Raw genomic sequence first — 22,989 nt, 5'->3', positions numbered from 1 at the left:
CATGGTGCTGTGACCGCATCCATAACATGCGATGCGCCGCATGCCCTCTCTTCCCGGCGAACGCCTAGCGTTTGCCGGAACGCTCCTTGCCAAGAACGCCTCCATCAGCCAAGAAGCCGCCATGCTTCAGATCAGCGACCTCTCGCTCCGCATCGCCGGGCGCCTTCTCATCGACCATGCCTCGGTCACACTGCCTTCGGGCACGAAGGCAGGCCTCGTCGGGCGTAACGGAACCGGCAAGTCAACCCTTTTCCGAGCGATCACCGGCGACCTGGCCTCTGAAAGCGGCTTCGTGCATGTGCCAAAAGGTGCACGCATCGGCGGCGTTGCGCAGGAAGCACCCGCGACCGAGGACGCGCTGCTCGACATCGTGCTTTCGGCCGACAAGGAGCGCGCCGCGCTGATGGCGGAAGCCGAGACGGCGACGGATCCCAACCGCATTGCCGATATCCAGACGCGTCTCGTCGATATCGACGCGCATTCGGCCGAAGCGCGGGCCGCCAGCATTCTCTCCGGTCTCGGTTTCGACGAGGCTGCGCAGAAGCGACCAGCATCGAGCTTTTCCGGAGGCTGGCGCATGCGCGTTGCGCTCGCTTCCGTGCTTTTCGCCGAGCCCGACCTGCTGCTCCTCGACGAGCCGACGAACTATCTCGACCTTGAAGGCACTCTGTGGCTCGAGGAGTATGTGCGGCGCTACCCGCATACGGTCATCATCATCAGCCACGACCGCGACCTTCTGAACAAGGCCGTCAATTCGATCGTGCATCTGGAGCACAAGAAGCTCACCTTCTATCGCGGCGGCTACGACCAGTTCGCCCGCCAGAAGGCGGAAGCGGAAGAGCTTCAAACCAAAGCGCGCACGAAGCAGATGGCCAAGCGCAAGCACATGGAATCCTTCGTCGAGCGCTTCCGTGCCAAGGCGTCCAAGGCGCGCCAGGCACAGTCGCGCCTCAAGGCGCTGGAGCGCATGGGCGAGATCGCGGCCGTATCGCAGGAACATGTCGCCGGTTTTACCTTCCCGGCGCCGGAAAAGGTGGTGGCATCGCCTATCATCGCGATCGAGAGCGGATCGGTTGGATATACGCCCGGGCAGCCGATCCTGCGGCACCTCAATCTGCGCATCGATGCCGACGACCGTATCGCGCTGCTCGGCTCGAACGGCAACGGCAAATCCACCTTCGCGAAGCTGATTTCCAGCCGTCTGGAGCTCGCCGATGGCCAGATGACCGTCGCGCCGGGGCTGAAGATCGGGTTCTTTGCTCAGCATCAGCTGGATGACCTCATCCCCGGCGACTCCGCCGTCGCGCATATCCGCCGCCTGATGCCGGACGCGCCGGAAGCCAAGGTGCGTGCGCGCGTCGCGCAGATGGGGCTCGTGACCGAGAAGATGGATACGCCGGCCAAGGATCTATCAGGCGGCGAGAAGGCGCGGCTCCTGATGGGGCTTGCGACCTTCGAGGGGCCGAACCTGCTTATCCTCGACGAACCGACGAACCACCTCGATATCGACAGCCGCCAGGCGCTGGTCGAGGCGCTGAATGATTTCGACGGCGCCGTGCTTCTGATCGCCCACGATCGCCATTTGATCGAGGCCACGGTCGAACGGCTGTGGATCGTCGGCGGCGGCTCGGTCAAGGCCTATGACGGCGATCTGGAAGACTATCGCAACCTGATCGTCGGCGGCTCGCCCAAGAATTCCGACAAGCGCCGTCTTGCCGAAGAGGCCGCTGCCGAAGCACAGCGCTCGAAGTCCGACCAGCGCAAGGCTGCCGCCGATCGCCGCAAGGAAATGGCGCCACTGAAGAAGAAGATCGGTGAACTGGAAGCGACGACTGCGAAGCTGCAGAAGCGGATCCTGGCCATCGACACCGAACTTGCCGATCCGGCAGTCTATGACAACAAGGCCAGGATCGTCGCGCTTGGCAAGGAACGGACCGATTGCGAAAGACGGCTTGTCGACGCCGAAGAGCAGTGGCTGACACTGTCAGCCGAATATGAAGAAGCGGTCGCCATCGACTGATGACGACCGCTTCCGGCCCGCTCGCATTCTTTTCTGACTTTGGACGTCAGACCGGCTGGTCGAAATGCACGTTCAGGCCACGGCCGACGGCGAATTTCGCCACGCGCGTCCTGATTTCCTGATCGGTCATGGCAAGGTTCGGCTGCCAACGGCGAACGGTCGCCACGCCCTCCGATAGGGACAAAGGCCAACCACCGGCATGATTTCCGGCGCAGTAATCCGCGATCAATTCCATGACGGGATCCGGCTCAAGCTTTACAGCAATCATGGCGCATCTCCTCGGGAAAGACGCATAGTGCCCGTGATGACATCGCTCGCGCAAATCACGTTCTGCATATGTGAAAAGACATACATAACAGAGCGTAAAAGCTCAGAGCCAGCCGCGCCGCTTGAAGAAGAGATAGGGTACGACAGCCGAAAACACCATCAGCCCCAAGGCATAGGGGTAGCCATAGGCCCAGTTCAATTCGGGCATGAACTCGAAGTTCATCCCGTAAACCGAGGCAACCAGCGTCGGCGGCAGGAATATCACTGCGGCGACCGAGAATATCTTGATGATGGCATTCTGCTCGATCGAGATCAGACCCAGCGTCGCGTCGAGCAGGAAGACGATCTTTTGCGACAGATAGGATGCATGGTCCGACAGGGACGCCGCATCGCGAGAGAGCGTCTTGATCGCAGCCTTGGTGTCGCGATCGCAGTGACGCTGGTTGGCGACATTGGCAAAGAAGGAGAACAGCCGGTCGTGCGTCGCGAGACTGTCGCGCAGCATCGACAGCAGATCACCCTGCCGGCCGATGGCCTTCAGGATGGATTGGAAGTCCCTGCCCTTCGTTGGCCCGGTCGAGGCGTTGGCGAAGATGTCCTTCGAGATCAGATCGATGTCCTTGCCGACGATCTCGAGAATGTCGGCGATCCGATCGATCACAGCATCGAGAAGGCCCGCTAGGACGGCGATGGCATCGCGTCCGTCCATCGGCAGTTTCTGAGCACGTAATGCGAAGTTCAAGAATGCGCGCGGCTCGTGATGGCGTACGGTGACAAGGAGCCGGGGCGCGAGGATGAAGGTGACGGGCAGAGTGACCGGATTTTGCGTATCGGTCGCGGAGGGCAACATCGCCGTCATGTAGGCGGCGTTGCCATCGCTATAGAGCCGGCTCGACGTCTCGATTTCATCCATCTCAGCGCGAGTCGGAATATCGATCCCAGTCGCGTCGCGCAGGATCACGTCTTCGGCGAGCGTCGGAGATTGGCAATCGATCCAGACGGCCGCCTCGAAAGTTTCCCTGGAGATGTCTGCGCCAGCTTCGTGCGGCGTGGCTTCGAGCTTGCCTTCGACGAGCCGATACGTGGTGATCATGTCGACTTCCAACCCATCCCGGCGCTGTCGCTCAGGCTTTTTTCTGCCAGCGGCCACCTGGGCCCTGTTGCCAATAGGTCAGGGCATGGCCCTCGGACTTCAGGCGTCGCCACTGATCGCGGGCCGTCGCCAGCTGACGATCATCGTGTCCGTCGAACATGAAGACCACCCGCTCATAGCTCGAAATGTCCGGCGGCGCCGCGCCATCGACCATGAAGCGGACGGTGGCGCTATTCACAGCCTCCGCCTGCCCTGCCGTCAGCAAGATCGGCTGGCTGTCCGCATGGGCTTCGGTATCGAGCCCATGCGGGAGGAAGCTGTCGTCGCTGTAGGTCCACAAGACGGTGTCCAGCGCATCGCGACGGACATCGTCCAAAGCCTGCACCACCACCCTCCAGCCCCGCTCGAGGCTCTTTTCCAGCAGCGGCGGCAAAGCCTGCTCGAGGCGGGATTCCGTCAGGTGGTAGAACAGGATTTCAGTCATCGCCCGATCAGTTTTCGTAGTGGGCGCGCACCAGTTCGTTGAGCAGGCGGACGCCGTAGCCTGACCCCCAGGACCGGTTGATCTCCGTCTGCGGCGAACTCATCGCCGTGCCTGCGATGTCGAGATGCGCCCAGGGCGTCTTGCCGACGAAACGCTGCAGGAACTGCGCGGCAGTGATGGAGCCAGCATAGCGACCGCCCGTGTTCTTCATGTCGGCAAAGCGCGAGTCGATCATCTTGTCGTAGTCCTTGCCGAGCGGCATGCGCCAGACCTTCTCGCGAGTCGTTTCGCCGGCTTCCGAAAGGCGTTCCGCCAGAACGTCGTCATTGGAGAACAGGCCGGCGTGATGATTGCCGAGCGCGACCAGGATTGCGCCCGTCAGCGTCGCGAGGTTGATCATGAAGCCCGGCTTGAAGCGATCGTTGCAGTACCAGAGCATGTCGCACAGGATGAGCCGGCCTTCGGCATCGGTGTTGATCACCTCGATCGTCTGGCCGGACATCGAGGTTACGATATCGCCGGGGCGCTGGGCGTTGGCATCCGGCATGTTCTCGACAAGCCCGATCATGCCGACCACGTTCGCCTTGGCCTTGCGCGATGCCAGGGCATGCATCAGGCCGGTGACGGCCGCAGCGCCGCCCATGTCGCCCTTCATGTCTTCCATACCGGCTGCGGGTTTGATCGAGATGCCGCCCGTGTCGAACACGACACCCTTGCCGATAAAGGCGATCGGTGCGGCGTTCTTCTCACCGCCGTTCCAGCGCATGATGACGATGCGCGGCGGACGCGACGATCCCTGGCTGACGCCGAGGAAAGCGCCCATTCCGAGCTTCTTCATCTCTTTCTCGGTGAGGACTTCGATGTCGACGCCAAGCGCCTCCAGCTCCGATGCGCGCTTGGCGAATTCGACGGGGCCGAGCACGTTCGCCGGTTCGTTGACGAGATCGCGCGCAAGAAGCACGCCCTCGCCCGTGCCGGAGAATTCGGCATAGGCCTTCTTGGCGGCGGACGCATCCGGCGTCACGATCGTGACCGACACATCGCCTTCTTCCGACTTGCCGTTGTCGTCATCCTTTTTCTTCGTCTTGTAACCGTCGAAGCTGTAATTGCGCAGCATCATGCCCAATGCGAAATTGGCGGCGGCAGACGCACCGGTCTCCGCGCCATTCACATCGAGATAGACGGTGACGTTGCGGATCGATTTCAGGCGACCGACGAGCGCACCGCCGAGATCGGTCCAGTCGTTGTGCGTCGGAGTTTCTCCCGTTCCGAGCACCATGATGCGGTTTGTCGTGGCACCGGCAGGCGCCAGCACGTCCACCGCGCTCAGCGATTTTCCGCTGAACTCGGCGATCTCGGCAGCCTTGGCCACGACGCCGCCCGGATCTACCTCAGCGAGAGATGCCGGAAGCCGATCCTTCGCTGGAGCGAGAAAAACCGCGACACCCTCGTTGGACTTTGCGGATTTGGCGAAGGCGATGCTGAGTTTCCTGGTCATGGCGCGACGGTATTCCCTTCAATGAGACTGTGAAGCGAGGTGTCGGATTTTTCAGGCTCGAAGGCAAGGGCGCAGCACCTGCAACTGCGCGCAGAGACCTCCCCGACGGCATGGACGAAACGCTGTTCAACGAAACGTGAAAGGCAATGCCGCCCATGGTGCATACGTGCCGCGGATCGACGATTACGCTTCGTTTACCGTGTTTCTTCGCCAAGTTTTAGCCATTCGGCGCGACTATCGGCAGCGCTTGGCGGGGCACGATGCAGAGTTACAGCCTGACGGATGCTCATGCCTTCCGATCGGCCGGCTTGCATCACGACCAGAGTGATGAAAAACAGGCCCGATGAAGCTGATCGAGTGGTACATCTTCCGGCGGATCGCCACCACGTTCCTCGGAACTCTGACAGCGATTACCGCCATCGTCTGGATCGTCCAGGGCCTGAACAGGCTGAATGTCGCGACCGATAGCGGCTCCACGATCGTCAGCTTCCTTTATGTCGCGACGCTGCTGATTCCCTCAGTCATCCCGCTCATCATGCCGTTCGCATTGCTGCTCGCGACGGTGCAGATATTCAAGGCGATGAACGCCGATTCGGAGATGGCGGTCATCAAGGCGTCCGGCGGGCCGAAGCGCCTGATCGTGGTGCCGGTCCTCATCCTTGGCCTGCTTGCGGGCGCCGCATCCTTCGTTCTCGAAAACGGCGTCACGCCCTATTCGCGACAGGAGTTTCGCACCTTCATCGAGGAAGTGCGCGCGAACCTTTTGACGTCGCTCTTGCAGGAAGGCACGTTCCAGACGATCGACAACGGGCTGACGGTGCATATCGCCGAACGCGTGCCCAACGGCGGCTTCGGGGGCCTGTTCATCGCCGATCGGCGCGATCCGGACCAGGAACTCACCTATTTCGCCCGCGAAGCGGCAATCGCCGAAGACAATGAGGGCCGCCAACTGCTGCTGATGCGCGATGGCGAGCTGCACCAGCGCGATACGGACAGCGACGCCGTCTCCATCGTGCGCTTCGCGTCCTACGCATTCGACCTGTCTGCCTTTGCGCCGGCCGCGGGCGCCTACATCGTCTTTCCCAAGGACCAGACGACGCCGTATCTCTTCAATCCCGACCCGGAAAACCCGCGGTTCCAGGAAAATCCGCGCGAGTTCTCCGCCGAATTGCACAAGCGCATGACGAACTGGACGCTTCCCGTGATCATGGGCCTTATCGGTGTGCTGGTCGCCGGAGAAGCGCGGACGTCGCGCGAAGTGAACGGCACGATGACCGCCACCGCGCTCACCCTCGGCGTCACCTATTTCCTGCTGTCCTATCTGCTCGAAGACATCGCCGCTCAATCGGCATTCGGCATCGCGCTGCTTTACATTCTGCCGCTGACCGTGGGCGGGCTGTTGCTCTTCCTGCTTGCCAAGGACATCAGACCCGCATTGCCGCGACCGGTTGCCCGGCTGATCGAGCAGGTCAGCGACCGAGTCGTTGCCATCAGCCGGCGTGCCACGGCCGCCTCCGTGAAAAGCGGAGCGCAGAACTGACATGGGACGCACGCTCAATCTCTATTTCTACGTTCGATACCTCGTCACGCTGACGGCGATCATGTTCGGCATCTTCTCGCTGATCCTGATCATCGACCTCACGGTGCTGCTCGAGCGGGTACCGGATGTCGAAGGCATTTCCGTTTTCGACGTCGCGCTTCTCTCGATCTATCGCGCACCGGGCTTCGCCGAGCAGGCATTGCCCTTTGCGGCGCTCTTCGCCGCAATCACCGTGCTGGTTCAGCTGAACCGGCGCTATGAACTGGTGATCGCCCGTTCGGTCGGCGTCTCGGTCTGGCAATTCATGCTGCCGATCTGTGCGGCGGCGCTGACAGCAGGCGTGTTCGCCGTCGCCGTCTTCAATCCGCTGGCGTCGGCCGGCTTCACGCAGGCACAATTCCTCGAAAGCGTGATCTTCAACCGCAATCAGGCGCCCTCCTCCGACAACATCGTTCCCTGGCTGCGCCAGAAGAGCGGCGATCAGGAGATGATCATCGGTGCCCGGGGCGCGATCGATGGTGGGCTGGTGATGTTCGGCGTCACCATGGTGTTCTTCGACCAGGACGGCGCCGTCGATTCGCGCATCGAAGCGGAGAGTGCCGCGCTCGAAGATGGCTATTGGGCTGTGGATGGCGCACGGCGCTTCCGGGCGGGGGCGGAGCCGGAAGAGATCGGCATGATCGACGTCCCCACGAGCCTGCGGCCTGCCTATGTGCAGGAGCGGCTGACAGACCCTGAATCGGTTTCGATCTGGGCGTTGCCGCAAAAGATCGAGGTGGCCCGTTCGCTCGGCTTTTCAGCCGCGCAGTTTTCCACACAATTTCAGATACTTCTGGCAAGACCTTTTCTGATCGCGGCAATGGCTGTGATCGCCGCGACAGTCTCGCTGACTTTCGCACGGTTCGGGCAGGCACGCAGCGTCATTTTGGGTGGTATCGTTGCAGGCTTCGTGCTTTATGTCGTCTCTGTTTTGGTCAGGACCTTCGGGGAGTCAGGGGCAATTCCAGCGTTTGTTGCAGCATGGCTGCCGGTCTTCGTGGCGTTTGCCCTCGGAGTGACCGTGCTCCTGCACAAGGAGGACGGTTAGTGGTTCGCGTCGCGTTCGGCAGAATTGATGTGTCAGTGCGTTCCGGCTTGAAGGCCGGCGCGGCTGCGTTGCTGCTTGGCGTTTCCTCGCTGACACTGACCCATGTGCTGCATGCCCAGGAACAGCCGGTGCTCGCCAGCGCCGATCCGGATGCCCGGTTTCTCCTCAGTTCCGACGAGCTGCTCTACAACCTCGATTCCGAGCGCGTGATTGCGCAGGGCGCGGTGCAGATCGATTATGACGGCTACCAAATGGTGGCGGATCGCGTGGAATACGACCAGCGCACGGGCCGCCTCATGGCGGTCGGCGGCATCGAACTGGTCGAACCGGGCGGCAACCGCATCTATGCCGATGAGCTCGACCTGACGGACGATTTTGCCGATGGTTTCGTCAACGCGCTGCGCATCGAGACGCCGGACAACACCCGGCTCGTCGCTGAAAGCGCTGAGCGAACCGGCGGCACGCAGACGACGCTGAACAACGGCACCTACACGGCCTGCAATATCTGCGAAGAAGATCCTAGCAAGGCACCGCTCTGGCAGATCAAGGCCCGGCGCGTCATCCAGAACGGCGAAAACCAGACGATTCGTCTGGAGCAGGCGAGCTTCGAGCTGTTCGGTCGCCCGATCGCCTACCTGCCCTATTTGGTCGTGCCGGATTATCAGAACCGGCGCGTCTCCGGCTTCCTGTCACCGTCGGTCTCGTTTTCGAGCACGCTCGATCTCGGCGTGACGGTGCCCTACTACTTCGCCCTGACACCGCATATGGATGCGACCGTTGCCGTGACCGGCTACAGTTCGCAGGGGTTCCTGACCGAAGCCGAGTTTCGCCGCCGGTTCGCAACAGGCGACGTCACGGTCCGCGCAGCCGGTATCTATCAGCTGAGCCCGGAAGATTTCGACGCGCGCACCGTCGACCGTCTTGAGGATGCACGCGGCCTCTTCAACACGACCGGTCGGTTCAACATCAACGAAAGCTGGTCCTATGGGTGGGACCTGACGGTGCAGTCCGACAGCAATTTCGGGCAGACCTACGGCATCGACTATTTCAACAATGAGCGCGAAACGTCAGAGGTCTATCTGACCGGCCTTCGCGACCGCAATTACCTCGATCTGCGCGGCATGTATTTCGACGTGCAGTCGCCGCGCCTGACGGATATCGAGGATGCACAACAGCCCTTCGTGCACCCGTCGCTCGACTACAATTACACCGCTGGCGACCCTGTCTTCGGCGGTGAACTGACGGCAGACGTGAACCTAGCGAGCCTGACCCGCACCCGAGCGGATTTCGAGAATTTTCCGGGGACTGGTCGTGACCGTATCCGCGGAATCGACGGCACGACGTCGCGGCTGACGGGTGAGACCGAGTGGAAGCGTAGCGTCGTGACCGGTTCTGGTCTCGTGATCACACCGATCCTCGCGCTTCGCGGCGATCTTCACTCGACGGAGCTGGATGAGACGAGCGCGATTTCCGCCTTCACTCCGGCGGTCAACGATTTCGACGCGCGCTCGATGGCGACGGCCGGATTGGAAGCGCGCTATCCGTTGCTGCTGACCTCACCCGGATCGGGCTCATCCCACATCATCGAGCCGATCGGTCAGCTCTTCGTGCGTCCGAACGAACAGATGGCAGGCAGGCTTCCCAACGAAGACGCCCAGAGCTTCGTGTTCGACGCGACCACGCTCTTCGAACGCGACAAGTTCTCGGGCTACGACCGGATCGAAGGCGGCACACGCGCCAATCTCGGCCTGCGCTACACGGGCAGCTTCGCAAATGGCTATTCGCTGAACGCGGTCGTCGGCCAGTCCTACCATCTCGGCGGCGTCAACTCCTTCGCGAGCGACGACTTCGTCAATGCCGGAGCCAATTCCGGCCTGGAAACGGATGTCTCCGACTTTGTCGGCGAAGTGGCGCTGATGACACCGGCCGATCTCGGCTTCCGCGCGGGATCGCGGTTCAGCAAGGAGACGATGGACATCAACCGGTTCGACGCCGGCGCGACCTACGCCAACGAGACCGTGTCGCTCGAAGGCGGCGTGACGTACCAGCGCGAACAGCCCGAATACAATTTCGACGTCGACCGTTATGAAGTGCGCGGCAGCGGCGCACTGCGCTTTGCGGAAAACTGGAGCGTGTTTGGTGCCGCGTCCTACGATGCGCGCGAGGGCGTCCTCACCACTTCGGCAATCGGCTTCGGCTATGACGACGAGTGCTTCACGTTCCGCATCGCCTATATCGAGGAACGCGATGAGCGCGAGCTTTCCGGCTCGGACTGGAGTGTCGGCGCGCAATTGACCTTCCGGACGCTCGGCGACATCAGTTCGGGCGGCGCTTTGGATCGGTTCGGCGCATTCTGAGTGCTTTAAAGCCTTGAAATCGCCCCATCGGTCGACCAAGACACCGCCTGCGCCTTCCATCTCGGTGCGCGCGGCGTCATAATACAAAGATCGAATGCAGCGACATTTCATGATTTCTGGAGCACGACCCATGATCGACAGGCACAAGCGGTTTGCGCGCACGTCCTTGGCGGCGGCTGCCCTGGCGCTTCTGACTGCAACTGCGACGGTTCTTCCGCATGCCCCTGCAGTGGCAGCGAGTTCGATCGCGGTGGTCGTGAACAACCAGGCCATCACCACGGGCGACGTCGAGCGCCGGGTCGGACTTCTCAGGCTGCAGCGTGACACGGGCAATCTGAACGAGAAAGCCCGTGAGCAGCTCGTCAACGAAGCGATCCAGATGCAGGAAGCAGCAAGGATCGGCGGTGTCGTGAGCGATGACCAGGTCACGCAATCGGTCAACAATTTCGCCAGCGGCAACAATCTGAGCATCGAACAACTGACGCAGGTGCTGAACCAGGCCGGCGTCGGCATGGATCATTTCCGCGGCTTCGTGCGCGCGCAGATGACCTGGCCACGCGTCGTCAATGCACGCTACGCGGGACAGGGCGGCAGCGGCGGCCGGATGAGCCAGCAGGATCTCGTGGCGCGCATGCTGGAGCGCGGCGACAACAAGCCAACCACCACCGAATACATCCTTCAGCAGGTGATCTTCGTCGTGCCTGCCGCGCAGCGCAACGCCATTTTGAGCCAGCGCCAGCGCGAGGCCGAGCAGGCACGCGCACGTTTCCCCGGCTGCGCCGCCAGCACGCAGTTCGCAGCATCACTTCGTGACGTGTCCATTCGCGAACTCGGCCGGTTCATGCAGCCGGAGCTGCCGCCGGATTGGAAGTCGCAGATCGAAAGCACCGCCGAAGGTGGCACCACGTCTGTCCGCTCGACAGAGCGCGGCGTCGAATTCATCGCCGTGTGCCAGGCTCGCCAGGTATCGGATGACCGTGCAGCCGAAATGGTCTTCCGCGCCGAAGACCAGGAAAACCAGGCCAGCCAGGAAAATTCGCAACGGTTCCTTGAGGAGCTGAAGGCCAAAGCTGCCGTCAGCTATCGCTAAAAGACAATCCTTGTGAGCAATTCCGCGCATCCCATCGTCCTGACGATGGGCGATCCTTCAGGCATCGGACCGGACATCACGCTGGACGCTTATCTGAAGCGGCGCGAACTCGCGCTGCCGAATTTTGCTGTCCTCGCCGACCCTCAGGTCCTGCGCGATCGGGCGACCCTGCTTGGCCTGGATGTTCCGATCAAGGAGATCGGCAACGAGGACGTCGCCGGCGTTTTCGACGAAGCTCTCCCCGTCCTCCCTCTCCGCAATTCAGCTGCTGCTTCAGCGGGTGAGCCCAACGCACTGGCTGCTGCCGCGATCGTGGAAGCGATCGACCGCGCGGCCTGCATGACGTTTTGTGGCCTCGCGCGCGCCATGGTGACCAACCCGATCGCCAAGTCGGTGCTCTACGGCGAAGGCTTTGCCTTTCCTGGGCATACGGAATTCCTTGCAGCACGCGCCTCCGACATGAGCGGCCGTCCGATCACGCCGGTGATGATGCTGGCCGGACCGTTGCTCAAGGCGGTTCCCGTCACCATCCACATCGCACTCAGCGAAGTCCCAAAGGCTCTCACGCGGGCGTTGATCGTAGAGACAGTGAAGATCACAGCCGACGACATGAAGACGCGCTTCGGGCTGACGCAGCCGCGCATTGCGGTCTCGGGCTTGAACCCGCATGCGGGCGAGAGCGGAACGATGGGGCGCGAGGAACTCGAGACCATAAACCCGGCGATCGGCGATCTGCAGGCGCTCGGGATCGATGTCACCGGTCCTCTTCCCGCCGACACCATGTTCCACGATGCCGCGCGCGCCCGCTACGACGTCGCCGTCTGCATGTATCATGATCAGGCGCTGATCCCCGCCAAGGCGCTCGGCTTCGACGATACCGTCAATGTCACGCTTGGCCTGCCCTTCGTGCGCACCTCGCCGGATCACGGTACGGCGTTCGATATTGCCGGCAAGGGTGTCGCGCGTGCCGATAGCTTGATAGCGGCGATCCGTATGGCGGATGACATGTCGTCGAGGCGCGCGTGAGCGCGCTCGATGGCCTGCCGCCGCTTCGCGACGTCATCGCCCGCCACGAGCTTGCGGCAAAGAAGGCGCTCGGCCAGAACTTCCTGCTCGACCTGAACCTGACCCAGAAGGTCGCGCGCGCGTCCGGTCCGCTCGAAGGCGTGACGGTGATCGAAATCGGCCCTGGCCCCGGCGGCCTGACACGCGCGCTCCTGGCGCTTGGCGCTTCGAAGGTCATCGCGATCGAGCGCGATCCGCGCTGTCTGCCGGCGCTTGCCGAAATCGCCGATCACTATCCGGGCAAGCTCGAGGTTGTCGAAGGAGACGCGCTTGCCTTCGATTATCATTCGGTTCAGGCGGCCGGCCCCGGCCCGCTCCGCATCGTGGCGAACCTGCCCTACAACGTCGGCACGCAGTTGCTCGTCAACTGGCTGACCGGCCCTATTTGGCCACCCTTCTACGAATCGCTGACGCTGATGTTCCAGCGGGAAGTGGCGCTCCGTATAGTCGCGGAACCGGATGGCGATGCCTATGGACGCCTTGGTGTGCTGGCTGGCTGGCGCACGGATGCGCGCATCGCCTTCGACATCCCGCCGCAGGCCTTCACGCCGCCGCCCAAGGTCACCTCATCGGTCGTTCATCTCGTGCCGCGCCCTCACCCGATCCCATGCGACGGCGACGCGTTGGCACGCGTCACCCAGGCAGCCTTCGGCCAGCGTCGCAAGATGCTGCGTCAGAGCCTGAAGCCGCTTGGTGGAGAAGTGCTGCTTGCCAAGGCCGAGATCGAACCCACGCGCCGCGCCGAAACGCTGAGTGTCGAGGAATTCTGCCGGCTCGCCCGATTGCTCTGACGCGGAAACGGGCGTCTAGAGCAGTTTTTGGATCTGTCGCGTCTGCGGACGGTGAAGCGGTATCCGCTGCACCTGGAAACACTCTACTGGGCGTCCTGACCCAAAAGTTCCTGCACGAAATCGAAGAGGCCCGGGCGACGGTCCCGGCGCAGGCGTTCCGCCTTCACAATCGCCTGCACGGCCGGGAAGGCACGGTCCAGATCGTCATTGATGACGACGTAGTCATATTCGCGCCAATGCCCAATTTCGTCGCGCGCATTGGTTAGGCGCGTCGCGATCACATCCTCGGCGTCTTCTGCCCGGCGATGCAGCCGGGAACGGAGTTCTGCCATTGTGGGCGGCAGGATGAAGACCGACACGACGTCAGCGCGCATGTTTTCCTGCAATTGCTGCGCGCCCTGCCAGTCGATGTCGAACAGCATGTCGCGGCCTTCGGCCATCGCCTCTTCGACGGGCTCGCGCGGCGTGCCGTAGAAATTGCCATGCACCTGCGCCCACTCGAGCAGCGCGCCGGAATCACGCAGGCGTTCGAATTCGCGCTGGGAGATGAAGTGGTAGTGCACGCCTTCGATCTCGTTGCCGCGCCGCTTTCGCGTCGTCACGCTGACGGAGATGGAGAGCCCGGGATCCGTTTCGAGCAGGTTGCGCGCGATCGTCGATTTGCCGGCGCCAGAGGGCGATGAGAGCACAAGCATGAGCCCTCGTCTCGTGATCGCCGCCGATGGTAGCTGATACTCCGCCATGCCCTGCCCCGTTCTATTCAATATTTTGAACCTGCTCGCGCAGCTGGTCGATCACCACTTTCAATTCCATGCCATTGGCTGTCACGGAGGCAGCATTGGACTTGGAGCAGATCGTATTCGCTTCGCGGTTAAATTCTTGCGCAAGAAAATCAAGCCGGCGGCCGATCGGCCCGCCCTTCGACAACAGTTCGCGGCCGGCAGCCACATGCGCCTGCAGGCGGTCGAGCTCTTCGCGCAGATCGGCCTTGGCAGCGAGCAGCACTGCTTCCATGTGCAGGCGCTCCGGATCGAGGCCGCCGGCTGATGTCAGCTGTGCGACCTGGGCTTCCAGCCTTTGGCGAATGTTGGTGGGGCTGCGTGAGGGATCGGCATCAATCCTGTCGGCAAGCGTTTCGATCGTCGTGAGATGACCTTCCAGAACGCTGCGCAGCGCTGCGCCTTCGGACACCCGTGCCTCGACAAGATCGGCAACGCCGTGATCGAGCGCGTCCAGCGCGGCGTGTGCGAAGGCAGCCTGATCTTCCTCGCTGTCCTCGGGTTCCTTGAGGTCCACCACGCCCTTGATCGCAAGAAGCCCGTCGATCGACGGCGGTGTCGCATCGATCTTCGTCTTCAGCACTTCGGCGAAGCTCAGAACGATCGCCAGCGCTTCAGCGTTGACGACCGGTACCGCTGCTGCCCGGTCGCCGCTGACATTCAGGCTCACCTGGATGTTGCCGCGATTGAAGTTCGCCGCCAGCCGCGCGCGAACCTCGGTCTCCAAGCGATCAAAGCCCGGCGGCAGACGCAGCCGCAGATCCAGGCCCTTGCCATTGACCGAGCGCATTTCCCAGACAAAGCGCAGGCGACCCGAAACGGCCTCGCTGCGCGCGAAGCCGGTCATCGATTGAAGTGACATCGCCTGGAGCCCCGTTCGTCATGATCTGGAGGGTAGCAGACGGCCTGAACTTAGCCGTCACTCGATGATTTCGCCTTCGTAATCGCCCTGGCCGTCATCCATCGGCGCAATCTCGTCGGCCGGGTCCTCCGGGTTAGCGGCTGCAGCGGCCTCCTGCTCGGCACGGATGCGGCGCCAGCGGGCAACATTCTGATTGTGCTCGTCGAGCGTGCGCGCGAAAGCGTGTCCGCCTGTGCCATCGGCGACGAAGTAGAGATCTTCGGTGGTCGACGGATTTGCCACAGCCTCAAGAGACGCGCGGCCCGGATTGGCGATCGGCCCAGGCGGCAGACCGTTGATCGTGTAGGTGTTGTAGGGTGTCGGCGTGTCGATATCGGACCGGTAGATCGGCCGGTCGGCCGGACGGCCCTCGCCACCGAAAATGCCGTAGAGGATCGTCGGATCCGACTGCAGGCGCATGCCTTCGCGCAGGCGGTTGATGAAGACGCCGGCAACGCGCGACCGTTCGTCGGCCCGGCCGGTTTCCTTCTCCACGATCGATGCCAGCGTGACGAACTCTTCCTTGGTCTCGATCGGAAGATCCGGATCGCGCCGCTCCCAGATCTGGTCGACCAACGCGGTCTGAGCAGCCGTCATCTGATCGATGATGCTCTGGCGGGTGGTACCGCGACGGAAATTGTATGTGTCCGGCATCAGCGAACCTTCCGCCGGCAACGCTTCCGGCAGATCGCCTTCGAGCATCTCATGAGCGGCAAGGCGCTGGAATACCTGGTAGACGGTCAGGCCTTCCGGGACGGCGACAGCATACTGGATGCCTTCGCCCGAGCGCAGCAGTTCCATGATCTCGCGCATGGAGGCATTGGCTTCGATTTCGTATTCGCCGTGCTTCAGCGTGTCGTTGCCGATCGTGGCCTCTGTCCCGTAGCGGAAGACTCGCGCGTCGGAGATGATGTTGCGGCGCTCCAGCCCGTTGGCGATTTCGATGATACCGGCGCCTTCGCGCACCTCGAACGTGGTCGCCTGGGCGAGAGGGCCAGGCGATTCGAACTCGACCTTGCCGAAATAGAGAACGGCGCCGGCACCGAGCACCATGACGACGATGAGCGACAGCACGAAGTTCATGAAGATGACAGGCTGGCTGCGGGCGCGGCGTGAGCGCTTCGGCGGCGGAGGCGCGGCCTTTTCCGGCTTCAATGCCTCGTTGGCCGATTTGGGGATGATCGGCCCCTTCTCGCCCGGCGTCGTGTCTTGGCTTGTCATGACGTCGTGGTCCTGGTCGCTTGTGTTCATGCCCGGTCGCTGCTCTCCCTTTTGGAGGAGAAAGGCAGCGACACCAGCAGAAGCTTCAATCTCAAAGAATGGCGATGGCTTCCCATGGCCTTGGAGGTGCCACTTCTAGCCGATTCCACGCCTGCTCTAAACGAAAGCATTGTGTCAAAAGCGGGATATCGACAGGGAACCGCGGTGCCAGATCAGGCCTGATAGCGGCGCATCACCAGCGATGCGTTCGTTCCGCCGAAGCCGAACGAATTGGAGAGCGCGACATCCACCTGCTTGGCCTTGGCCTTGTGCGGCACGAGATCGATCGCGCTTTCGCGGCTCGGATTGTCGAGATTGAGCGTCGGCGGCACCATGTTGTCGCGGATGGCGAGCACGCAGAAGATCGCTTCCACCGCGCCGGCTGCACCCAATAGATGGCCGATCGCCGACTTGGTCGACGACATGGCAACCTTGCCGGCCGCATCGCCGAGCAGGCGCTCAACGGCGCCCAGTTCGATCGTATCGGCCATGGTGGAGGTGCCGTGGGCGTTGATGTAGTCGATGTCGGATGCATCGAGACCGGCGCGCTTCAGCGCAGCCATCATGCAGCGATAGGCGCCGTCACCGTTCTCGGCGGGAGCCGTGATGTGATAGGCGTCGCCCGAAAGGCCATATCCGACCACTTCGGCAAGGATGTTGGCGCCGCGCGCCTTGGCGTGCTCCAGCTCTTCCAGCACAACAATGCCGGCACCCTCGCCCATGACGAAACCGTCGCGGTCCTTGTCGTAAGGGCGCGATGCGCGTTCAGGCTCATCGTTGAACTGCGTGGACAGCGCCTTGCATGCGGCAAAGCCCGCGATCGAGATGCGGCTGACGGGCGATTCCGCGCCGCCTGCCACCATGACATCCGCATCGCCGAGCGCGATGAGGCGCGCCGCGTCGCCTATGGCGTGGGCGCCGGTCGAACAGGCAGTGACAACGGAGTGATTCGGACCGCGCAACTTGTGGCGGATCGAAACCTGGCCGGAGGCGAGGTTGATCAGGCGGCCGGGAATGAAGAATGGGGAAATACGGCGGGGACCGCGATCGCGCAGCGTGTAGCCGGCCTCCACGATGCCTTCAATTCCGCCGATTCCCGAGCCGATCAGAACGCCGGTGGCAATCTGGTCTTCATCAGATTCGGGATGCCAGTTGGCATCGTTCAGCGCCTGTTCGGCTGCCGCGACGGCATAGATAATGAAAGGGTCGACCTTGCGCTGTTCCTTGGGGTCCATCCAGTCATCCGGATTGAACGTCCCATTCGAACCGTCGCCCAGCGGAATGCGGCAGGCGATCTTTGCTGCGAGGTCATCGACCTCGAATTCCTCGATGCGACGAGCGGCACTCTTGCCGTCCAGAATACGCTTCCAGGTGGTCTCGGTATCCGCGCCGTGGGGCGACACCATACCGGTTCCAGTGACAACCACGCGTCTCATCGCCTGTCGATCCGTCATGTCCAGCGTTTATCGTTGGGCACGACGGCAAGAACGCGCCGTCGTGATGTCCGGATCCGCCGCGACATGCGCGCGGCGGAGTCCGCGAGAGCCAGGATCAGGCCTGCTGCTTCTCGATGTACTTGATGGCATCGCCAACCGTCAGGATCGTGTCGGCTGCATCGTCCGGGATTTCGACACTGAATTCTTCTTCGAACGCCATGACGAGTTCGACGGTGTCGAGGCTGTCTGCGCCAAGATCGTCGATGAAGCTGGCACCTTCGGTGACCTTATCGGCTTCAACACCAAGATGCTCGACCACAATCTTCTTCACGCGATCTGCGATATCACTCATGTCGGTTTCCTCGACCTTCTTTATGTTCGGTGCTGCCTCGTTAAAGCCAGCAACAGTGCTAATCAAGTTGTACTTGGCAATGAATTGCCACGGATGCGCCTGGTGAACCACATTCGATCGGCATGAACGGCTACCGCCGGTCACTTCGGGCCGCGCTGGCCAAGGTGCCTTTCACGTCCCCAGTTGGATGCGGCCCTTAACACGCTTTCCATCCACTCGGAAGACCCATAGCGCCTGTGGAAGGCGTTGGTTCCGGTGGATGCAAGGCTTTTTCAGATCATGGCCATGCCGCCATTGACGTGGATCGTCTGCCCGGTGACGTAGGCTGCCTCGCTCGATGCGAGATAGGCCACGGCAGAGGCCACTTCGGCGCCGGTGCCCATGCGGCGCGATGGGATCGCCGACAGGATGGCGTCCTTCTGCTTGTCGTTGAGCTTGTCGGTCATCGCTGATTCGATGAAGCCGGGCGCCACGCAATTGACGGTCACGTTACGCGTCGCGATTTCTTGGGCCAGCGACTTGGAAAAGCCGATCATGCCGGCCTTCGAGGCGCAGTAGTTCGCCTGCCCCGGATTGCCGGTCACACCGACCACGGAGGTGATGTTGATGATGCGGCCGTAGCGGCGACGCATCATCGGGTGCGTCAGTTCGCGCGTGAGACGAAAGACGGAGGTGAGGTTCACCTCGAGCACGCTGTCCCAGTCGGCGTCGGACATGCGCACGAACAGGCCATCCTTCGTGATGCCAGCGTTGTTGACGAGGATGTCGACGCCTTCGAGATCCTTTTCCGCCTTTTCGCCAAGCGCCTTCACGGCGTCACGGTCAGACAGATTGGCCGGGAAGATCATCGTGCGTTCGCCAAGCTCGTTCGCTAGCGTCTCAAGCTTCTCCTGGCGGGTGCCATGCAGGCCGACGGTCGCTCCCTGCGCATGGAGAATGCGGGCGATCGCCTCACCAATCCCACCGGACGCGCCGGTCACAAGGGCTTTTCTTCCCGTAAGGTCGAACATCTTCAGGTCCTTCGATTCTCAAATGGTCAAATTGGGAGGCCGCTATTCGAGCGGCTCAAGCGGCGGGGCAGAGCTCGGCGCCGTCGGCAAAGCTGGTGGATCGGCCAAGAACGCGTCGATCTCTGCCGGCGTGCCGAGGGTGCGCGTCTCCACGCTCTTGTCGATCCGGCGCGCGAGACCCGACAGCACCTTGCCAGCGCCGATCTCGTAAAGCGTCGTGACATTGTTCTTGGCGAACCACTGAACCGTTTCGCGCCAGCGCACCTGTCCGGTCACCTGCTCGACCAGGAGATCCGCGATGATGGTCGGATCGCTCACGGGCGCTGCGCGCACATTGGCGATCAGCGGCACGACGGGCTCCTTCATCTCGACCTTTGACAGCGCTTCACGCATCCGCTCGGCGGCCGGCTGCATCAGCGCCGAATGGAAGGGTGCGGAGACCGGCAGAGGCAGCGCGCGCTTCGCACCGCGATCGGTTGCGAACTTCATCGCTGTCCGCACAGCCGCGGCCGCGCCCGAGATAACGATCTGGCCGCCGCCATTGTCGTTGGCGATCTGGCAGACGCCGTCGACTGCCGCGTCACGGCAGGCATTTTCCACGTCGTCATGCTCGAGACCGATGATGGCGGCCATGGCGCCCTCGCCGACCGGCACTGCGGCCTGCATGGCATCGCCACGGATACGCAGAAGCCGCGCCGTGTCGCTGAGCGAAAACGTACCGGCAGCGCAAAGCGCCGAATATTCGCCAAGCGAATGGCCTGCCACATAGGCAATGCGGTCATGGATCGAGAACCCGCTCTTATCGAGAACGCGGATGACAGCCATGGACACCGCCATCAGCGCCGGCTGGGCATTGGATGTGAGGGTCAGTTCATCTTCCGGGCCATTGAACATCAGGGCAGAAAGTTTCTGGCCGAGAGCCTGGTCGACTTCCTCGAAGATGGCGCGTGCTTCGGGATAGGCATCGGCCAGTGCCTTGCCCATGCCGACGACCTGGCTGCCCTGGCCGGGAAATGTGAAGGCTGTGCTCATGGCGCTTCCATCCTTGTATTTTCTTGTCGCCGCGCAGGCTTTTCGGGGCCTTAGTCATCCCCCAGGCGCCCCAGTGTCAAGCGCGCGATCCTTTGAAATGGCGATTTTGCACGGCCTTGCGCTTGCTTTGACGCTGAAAATCCGTATAAGCGCGGCGTTCCACATGCCCGGTCATCTGGCTGGTGGCTGAACGGAGGGACAGGCCGCGCTCTAGAAAAGCAACGCCTGCCTGGAAGGTAAAACCCTTCCCGCCTCCCGTGTCTCCGCTCTCGACCGTTCTGACGCCTTTCCCGGATCGCCAGCCGATCCAGACAAAGTCGTTGAGGCTTAGCCGCCGATACCGGGCCATGACAATGAAGAAAGGCAAGCCACTCATGGCGCTCTACGAACATGTATTTCTGGCCCGACAGGATGTGTCGGCCCAGCAGGTCGAAGGTCTCGTTGAACAGTACAAGGGGATCATCGAGGAACACGGCGGCAAGGTTGGCCGTGTCGAAAACTGGGGCCTGAAGTCCCTCACCTACCGCATCAACAAGAACCGCAAGGCGCACTACGCGCTGATGGACATCGAAGCTCCGGCAGCGGCCATCAACGAGATGGAACGCCAGATGCGCATCAATGAAGACATCCTTCGTTACATGACCGTTCGCGTCGAAGCGCACGAAGAAGGCCCGTCGGCCATGATGCAGAAGCGCGACCGCGACGACCGTCCTCGCCGCGATGGCGACCGTGACCGTGGCCCGCGCCGTGATGGCGACCGTGGTCCGCGCCGCGACGATGACCGCCCGCGCCGTGACGACCGCGACGACCGTCCGCGTCGCGACGACCGATAAGGAGACATAACAATGGTCGATATCAATCAGATCCCGACGCGCCGCCCGTTCCATCGCCGCCGCAAGACCTGCCCGTTCTCGGGCGCCAATGCGCCGAAGATCGACTACAAGGACGTTCGCCTGCTGCAGCGCTACATTTCCGAGCGCGGCAAGATCGTTCCTTCGCGTATCACCGCCGTTTCGCAGAAGAAGCAGCGTGAACTCGCCAAGGCCATCAAGCGCGCCCGCTTCCTGGGCCTGCTCCCCTACGTCCTCAAGTAGGACCTGACATCTGGCCGGACGGCGCCCGTCGCCGTCCGGTTGCTTCGTCGCGATGGGCGCGGGGAAGACCTAAATCGACTTATCGCGTTTCCAGACTTTGAAACGCTTCTGAGAACCCAAGTTGGGAACGAGCGCCTGCTCTGTCGGCGACCTTCCCTAACTGCTCCACGAAGCAGGACAGCGAGACCTGATGAACTTCACATCATCATCCCTGATGATCGGCGTGCTTGCCGGTGCCGCTGCAGCCCTGCTGTCGATCAGCGCGGGTGAGCCGACGGCGCTGTCCATCGTGCTTTTTGCTGCCGCCACGCTCCCCATCCTGATTGCCAGCCTCGGCTGGACCAACACGGCAGGCTTCGTCGCCGCGGCCGTTGCCGGTGGCATCGTCTCCGTCATGCTGTCGCCGTCCGCAGGCCTCGTCTTTACTGCAACGACGCTCGCGCCTGCCGCTTGGATCGGTCATCTGGCCAATCTGGCCCGCCCGGCCGAGGAAATCGGCGGCCCGAAGAATGCGCTCGCCTGGTATCCGCTCTCCGATATCCTGCTCCAGCTTTGCCTGCTCGTCATCGCGGGTCTCGTCGTGGTCGGCTATTCGATGGGCTACGGGCCGGCGATGATCGGCGAGATCGTCAATCAGTTCCTCGACATCATGGCCCAGCAGAGCCCGGACTTTCAGCCGGACGCTGCCGAGCGCCAGGCCTACGCATCGTTCTTCTTGACCGCGCTGCCGATCGTTCAGGGTGCGCTTTGGGTCATGATCCTTTTCGGATCATTTTACCTCGCCCATGCGATCGTGCGCATGTCCGGCCGCCAGCGCCGCCCCAAGGATGACGTGCCGGCAAGTCTGCGCATGTCCCGCACGAGCCTCTACCTCTTCGCCGTCGGGCTCATAATGAGCTTTTTCGGCGGCGGGATCGCGCTGATCGGCGCGGTCATCGCCGGAGCGTTCGCCGCCGGCTTCACGCTTGCCGGCTTTGCCGTGATGCATCATCGCACGCGCGGCAAGACCTTCCGGCCCTTCGTGCTCTGGGGCGCCTATCTCGCGGTCGTGCTCTTCACGCTGCCGCTCGTCTTCTTCCTGCTTACCGGCATGATCGAAACCGCGCGCGCGGTTCCGGTCAGCCGGACCGGTCCGCCAAACGGTCCGGACAATGCCAATGACAACGACTGAACACATAGTCCGATAGAAGGAACTTCAAAATGGACGTCATTCTGCTCGAACGCATCGGCCGCCTCGGCCAGATGGGCGACACCGTCAAGGTCAAGGACGGTTATGCCCGCAACTTCCTCCTGCCTCAGGGCAAGGCGCTGCGCGCCAACGAAGCCAACAAGAAGCGCTTCGAAGCCGAGCGTTCCACGCTTGTCGCGCGCAACGAAGAGCGCAAGTCCGAAGCCCAGAAGATCGCCGACCAGCTGAGCGGCAAGACGTTCATCGTCGTGCGCTCGGCTGGCGAGACCGGCCAGCTCTACGGGTCGGTCGCAGCCCGCGACATCTCCGCTCTCCTCAACGAGGAAGGCTTCTCGGTCGGTCGCAACCAGGTCGACCTCAACCTGCCTATCAAGACCATCGGCCTGCACAAGGTCACGCTTGTTCTCCATGGCGAAGTCGATGCCGAAATCGAGCTGAACGTTGCCCGTTCGGCTGAAGAAGCTGAGCGCCAGGCAGCCGGCGAAACCCTCACCTCGGCAGACGCCATCTACGGCGTTGACGACTCGCTGCCGGCAGACGGCTTCTTCGATCCGGACGCAGAATACGACGATGAAGACGACAATCGTCGCGCACCGGAAGAAGCCGAAGGCGACGAAGACGAAGCCAAGGACTGATTTTCGGTC

Annotated in this window: 23 protein-coding genes; 11 read left to right on the top strand and 12 right to left on the bottom strand. The window is 62.3% G+C overall.

Annotated features, from left to right (window positions below; translation table 11 throughout):
* Positions 1-121: 121 nt before the first annotated feature.
* Positions 122-2,020 (top strand): ABC-F family ATP-binding cassette domain-containing protein, encoded by a 1,899-nt coding sequence (locus QQL76_RS12865; protein WP_499207981.1) that lies wholly within the window; start codon positions 122-124, stop codon positions 2,018-2,020.
* A 46-nt stretch (positions 2,021-2,066) separates the two neighbouring features.
* Here the strand turns inward: QQL76_RS12865 and QQL76_RS12860 are convergent, their stop codons facing one another.
* From QQL76_RS12860 to QQL76_RS12845, 4 genes are all read right to left on the bottom strand, one after another.
* A complete protein-coding gene (locus QQL76_RS12860; protein WP_126010762.1) occupies positions 2,067-2,288 on the bottom strand; it encodes a hypothetical protein in 222 nt (73 codons plus the stop codon).
* Positions 2,289-2,390: 102 nt separating this feature from the next.
* The gene (locus QQL76_RS12855; protein WP_499207980.1) at positions 2,391-3,380 is read right to left on the bottom strand and encodes a magnesium transporter CorA family protein; all 990 of its coding nucleotides are present in this window, start codon (positions 3,378-3,380) and stop codon (positions 2,391-2,393) included.
* A 31-nt stretch (positions 3,381-3,411) separates the two neighbouring features.
* Positions 3,412-3,864 carry a DNA polymerase III subunit chi gene (locus QQL76_RS12850; RefSeq protein ID WP_499207979.1) on the bottom strand — a complete coding sequence of 151 codons (453 nt, stop codon included), beginning with the start codon at positions 3,862-3,864 and terminating at the stop codon, positions 3,412-3,414.
* Between the two features lie 7 nt (positions 3,865-3,871).
* Positions 3,872-5,362, bottom strand: a complete 1,491-nt coding sequence (locus QQL76_RS12845; RefSeq protein WP_499207978.1) for a leucyl aminopeptidase family protein — start codon at positions 5,360-5,362, stop codon at positions 3,872-3,874.
* 343 nt (positions 5,363-5,705) lie between these two features.
* Between QQL76_RS12845 and lptF the strand changes: the two genes are divergently transcribed.
* The 6 genes from lptF (at position 5,706) to rsmA (ending at position 13,292) form a co-directional block, all read left to right on the top strand.
* On the top strand, positions 5,706-6,902 hold the full coding sequence (lptF, locus tag QQL76_RS12840) for an LptF/LptG permease family protein (protein WP_499207977.1): 1,197 nt from the start codon (positions 5,706-5,708) through the stop codon (positions 6,900-6,902).
* 1 nt (position 6,903) lies between these two features.
* On the top strand, positions 6,904-7,989 hold the full coding sequence (lptG, locus tag QQL76_RS12835) for an LptF/LptG permease family protein (protein ID WP_499207976.1): 1,086 nt from the start codon (positions 6,904-6,906) through the stop codon (positions 7,987-7,989).
* A gap of 29 nt (positions 7,990-8,018) precedes the next feature.
* A complete protein-coding gene (locus tag QQL76_RS12830; RefSeq protein WP_499207975.1) occupies positions 8,019-10,346 on the top strand; it encodes an LPS-assembly protein LptD in 2,328 nt (775 codons plus the stop codon).
* A 130-nt stretch (positions 10,347-10,476) separates the two neighbouring features.
* On the top strand, positions 10,477-11,436 hold the full coding sequence (locus QQL76_RS12825; RefSeq protein WP_499207974.1) for a SurA N-terminal domain-containing protein: 960 nt from the start codon (positions 10,477-10,479) through the stop codon (positions 11,434-11,436).
* Positions 11,437-11,448: 12 nt separating this feature from the next.
* The gene (gene pdxA, locus QQL76_RS12820; RefSeq protein WP_499207973.1) at positions 11,449-12,462 is read left to right on the top strand and encodes a 4-hydroxythreonine-4-phosphate dehydrogenase PdxA; all 1,014 of its coding nucleotides are present in this window, start codon (positions 11,449-11,451) and stop codon (positions 12,460-12,462) included.
* The gene (gene rsmA / locus QQL76_RS12815) at positions 12,459-13,292 is read left to right on the top strand and encodes a ribosomal RNA small subunit methyltransferase A (RefSeq protein ID WP_499207972.1); all 834 of its coding nucleotides are present in this window, start codon (positions 12,459-12,461) and stop codon (positions 13,290-13,292) included. Before pdxA ends, rsmA begins: the two co-directional genes overlap by 4 nt.
* An 83-nt stretch (positions 13,293-13,375) precedes the next feature.
* On the opposite strand, the gene gmk is transcribed toward rsmA, so the two are convergent.
* The 8 genes from gmk to QQL76_RS12775 all read right to left on the bottom strand — a co-directional run bounded on the left by gmk (position 13,376) and on the right by QQL76_RS12775 (position 20,438).
* A complete protein-coding gene (gmk, locus tag QQL76_RS12810; protein WP_126010771.1) occupies positions 13,376-14,035 on the bottom strand; it encodes a guanylate kinase in 660 nt (219 codons plus the stop codon).
* Between the two features lie 13 nt (positions 14,036-14,048).
* Positions 14,049-14,933 (bottom strand): YicC family protein, encoded by an 885-nt coding sequence (locus QQL76_RS12805; protein WP_499207971.1) that lies wholly within the window; start codon positions 14,931-14,933, stop codon positions 14,049-14,051.
* A 57-nt stretch (positions 14,934-14,990) separates the two neighbouring features.
* The gene (mltG, locus tag QQL76_RS12800) at positions 14,991-16,223 is read right to left on the bottom strand and encodes an endolytic transglycosylase MltG (RefSeq protein WP_126010773.1); all 1,233 of its coding nucleotides are present in this window, start codon (positions 16,221-16,223) and stop codon (positions 14,991-14,993) included.
* Positions 16,224-16,405: 182 nt separating this feature from the next.
* Positions 16,406-17,668, bottom strand: coding sequence for a beta-ketoacyl-ACP synthase II (gene fabF / locus QQL76_RS12795; protein ID WP_499207970.1), 1,263 nt, complete (start codon positions 17,666-17,668; stop codon positions 16,406-16,408).
* A gap of 115 nt (positions 17,669-17,783) precedes the next feature.
* Positions 17,784-18,020 (bottom strand): acyl carrier protein, encoded by a 237-nt coding sequence (locus tag QQL76_RS12790; RefSeq protein WP_126010775.1) that lies wholly within the window; start codon positions 18,018-18,020, stop codon positions 17,784-17,786.
* A gap of 272 nt (positions 18,021-18,292) precedes the next feature.
* Complete coding sequence (fabG, locus tag QQL76_RS12785; protein ID WP_126010776.1) at positions 18,293-19,030, bottom strand: 3-oxoacyl-[acyl-carrier-protein] reductase; 738 nt, start codon at positions 19,028-19,030, stop codon at positions 18,293-18,295.
* Positions 19,031-19,072: 42 nt separating this feature from the next.
* The gene (gene fabD / locus QQL76_RS12780) at positions 19,073-20,062 is read right to left on the bottom strand and encodes an ACP S-malonyltransferase (protein WP_499207969.1); all 990 of its coding nucleotides are present in this window, start codon (positions 20,060-20,062) and stop codon (positions 19,073-19,075) included.
* Between the two features lie 76 nt (positions 20,063-20,138).
* Positions 20,139-20,438: a hypothetical protein gene (locus QQL76_RS12775; protein WP_499207968.1), complete on the bottom strand. Its 300-nt coding sequence runs from the start codon at positions 20,436-20,438 to the stop codon at positions 20,139-20,141.
* On the opposite strand from QQL76_RS12775, the gene rpsF reads away from it, so the two are divergent.
* The 4 genes from rpsF (at position 20,437) to rplI (ending at position 22,980) form a co-directional block, all read left to right on the top strand.
* Positions 20,437-20,895 carry a 30S ribosomal protein S6 gene (gene rpsF, locus QQL76_RS12770; protein ID WP_499207967.1) on the top strand — a complete coding sequence of 153 codons (459 nt, stop codon included), beginning with the start codon at positions 20,437-20,439 and terminating at the stop codon, positions 20,893-20,895. The genes QQL76_RS12775 and rpsF overlap by 2 nt on opposite strands.
* A 12-nt stretch (positions 20,896-20,907) precedes the next feature.
* Positions 20,908-21,156 (top strand): 30S ribosomal protein S18, encoded by a 249-nt coding sequence (rpsR, locus tag QQL76_RS12765; RefSeq protein WP_007196805.1) that lies wholly within the window; start codon positions 20,908-20,910, stop codon positions 21,154-21,156.
* A gap of 190 nt (positions 21,157-21,346) precedes the next feature.
* Complete coding sequence (locus QQL76_RS12760) at positions 21,347-22,327, top strand: DUF2232 domain-containing protein (protein WP_499207966.1); 981 nt, start codon at positions 21,347-21,349, stop codon at positions 22,325-22,327.
* 29 nt (positions 22,328-22,356) lie between these two features.
* Positions 22,357-22,980, top strand: coding sequence for a bL9 family ribosomal protein (rplI, locus tag QQL76_RS12755; RefSeq protein ID WP_499207965.1), 624 nt, complete (start codon positions 22,357-22,359; stop codon positions 22,978-22,980).
* Positions 22,981-22,989: the final 9 nt, after the last annotated feature.

This window comes from Rhizobium albus (genome assembly GCA_030160035.1).
Lineage (GTDB): Bacteria > Pseudomonadota > Alphaproteobacteria > Rhizobiales > Rhizobiaceae > Georhizobium > Georhizobium albus.
This window is presented reverse-complemented; position numbering and strand designations above follow the sequence as displayed.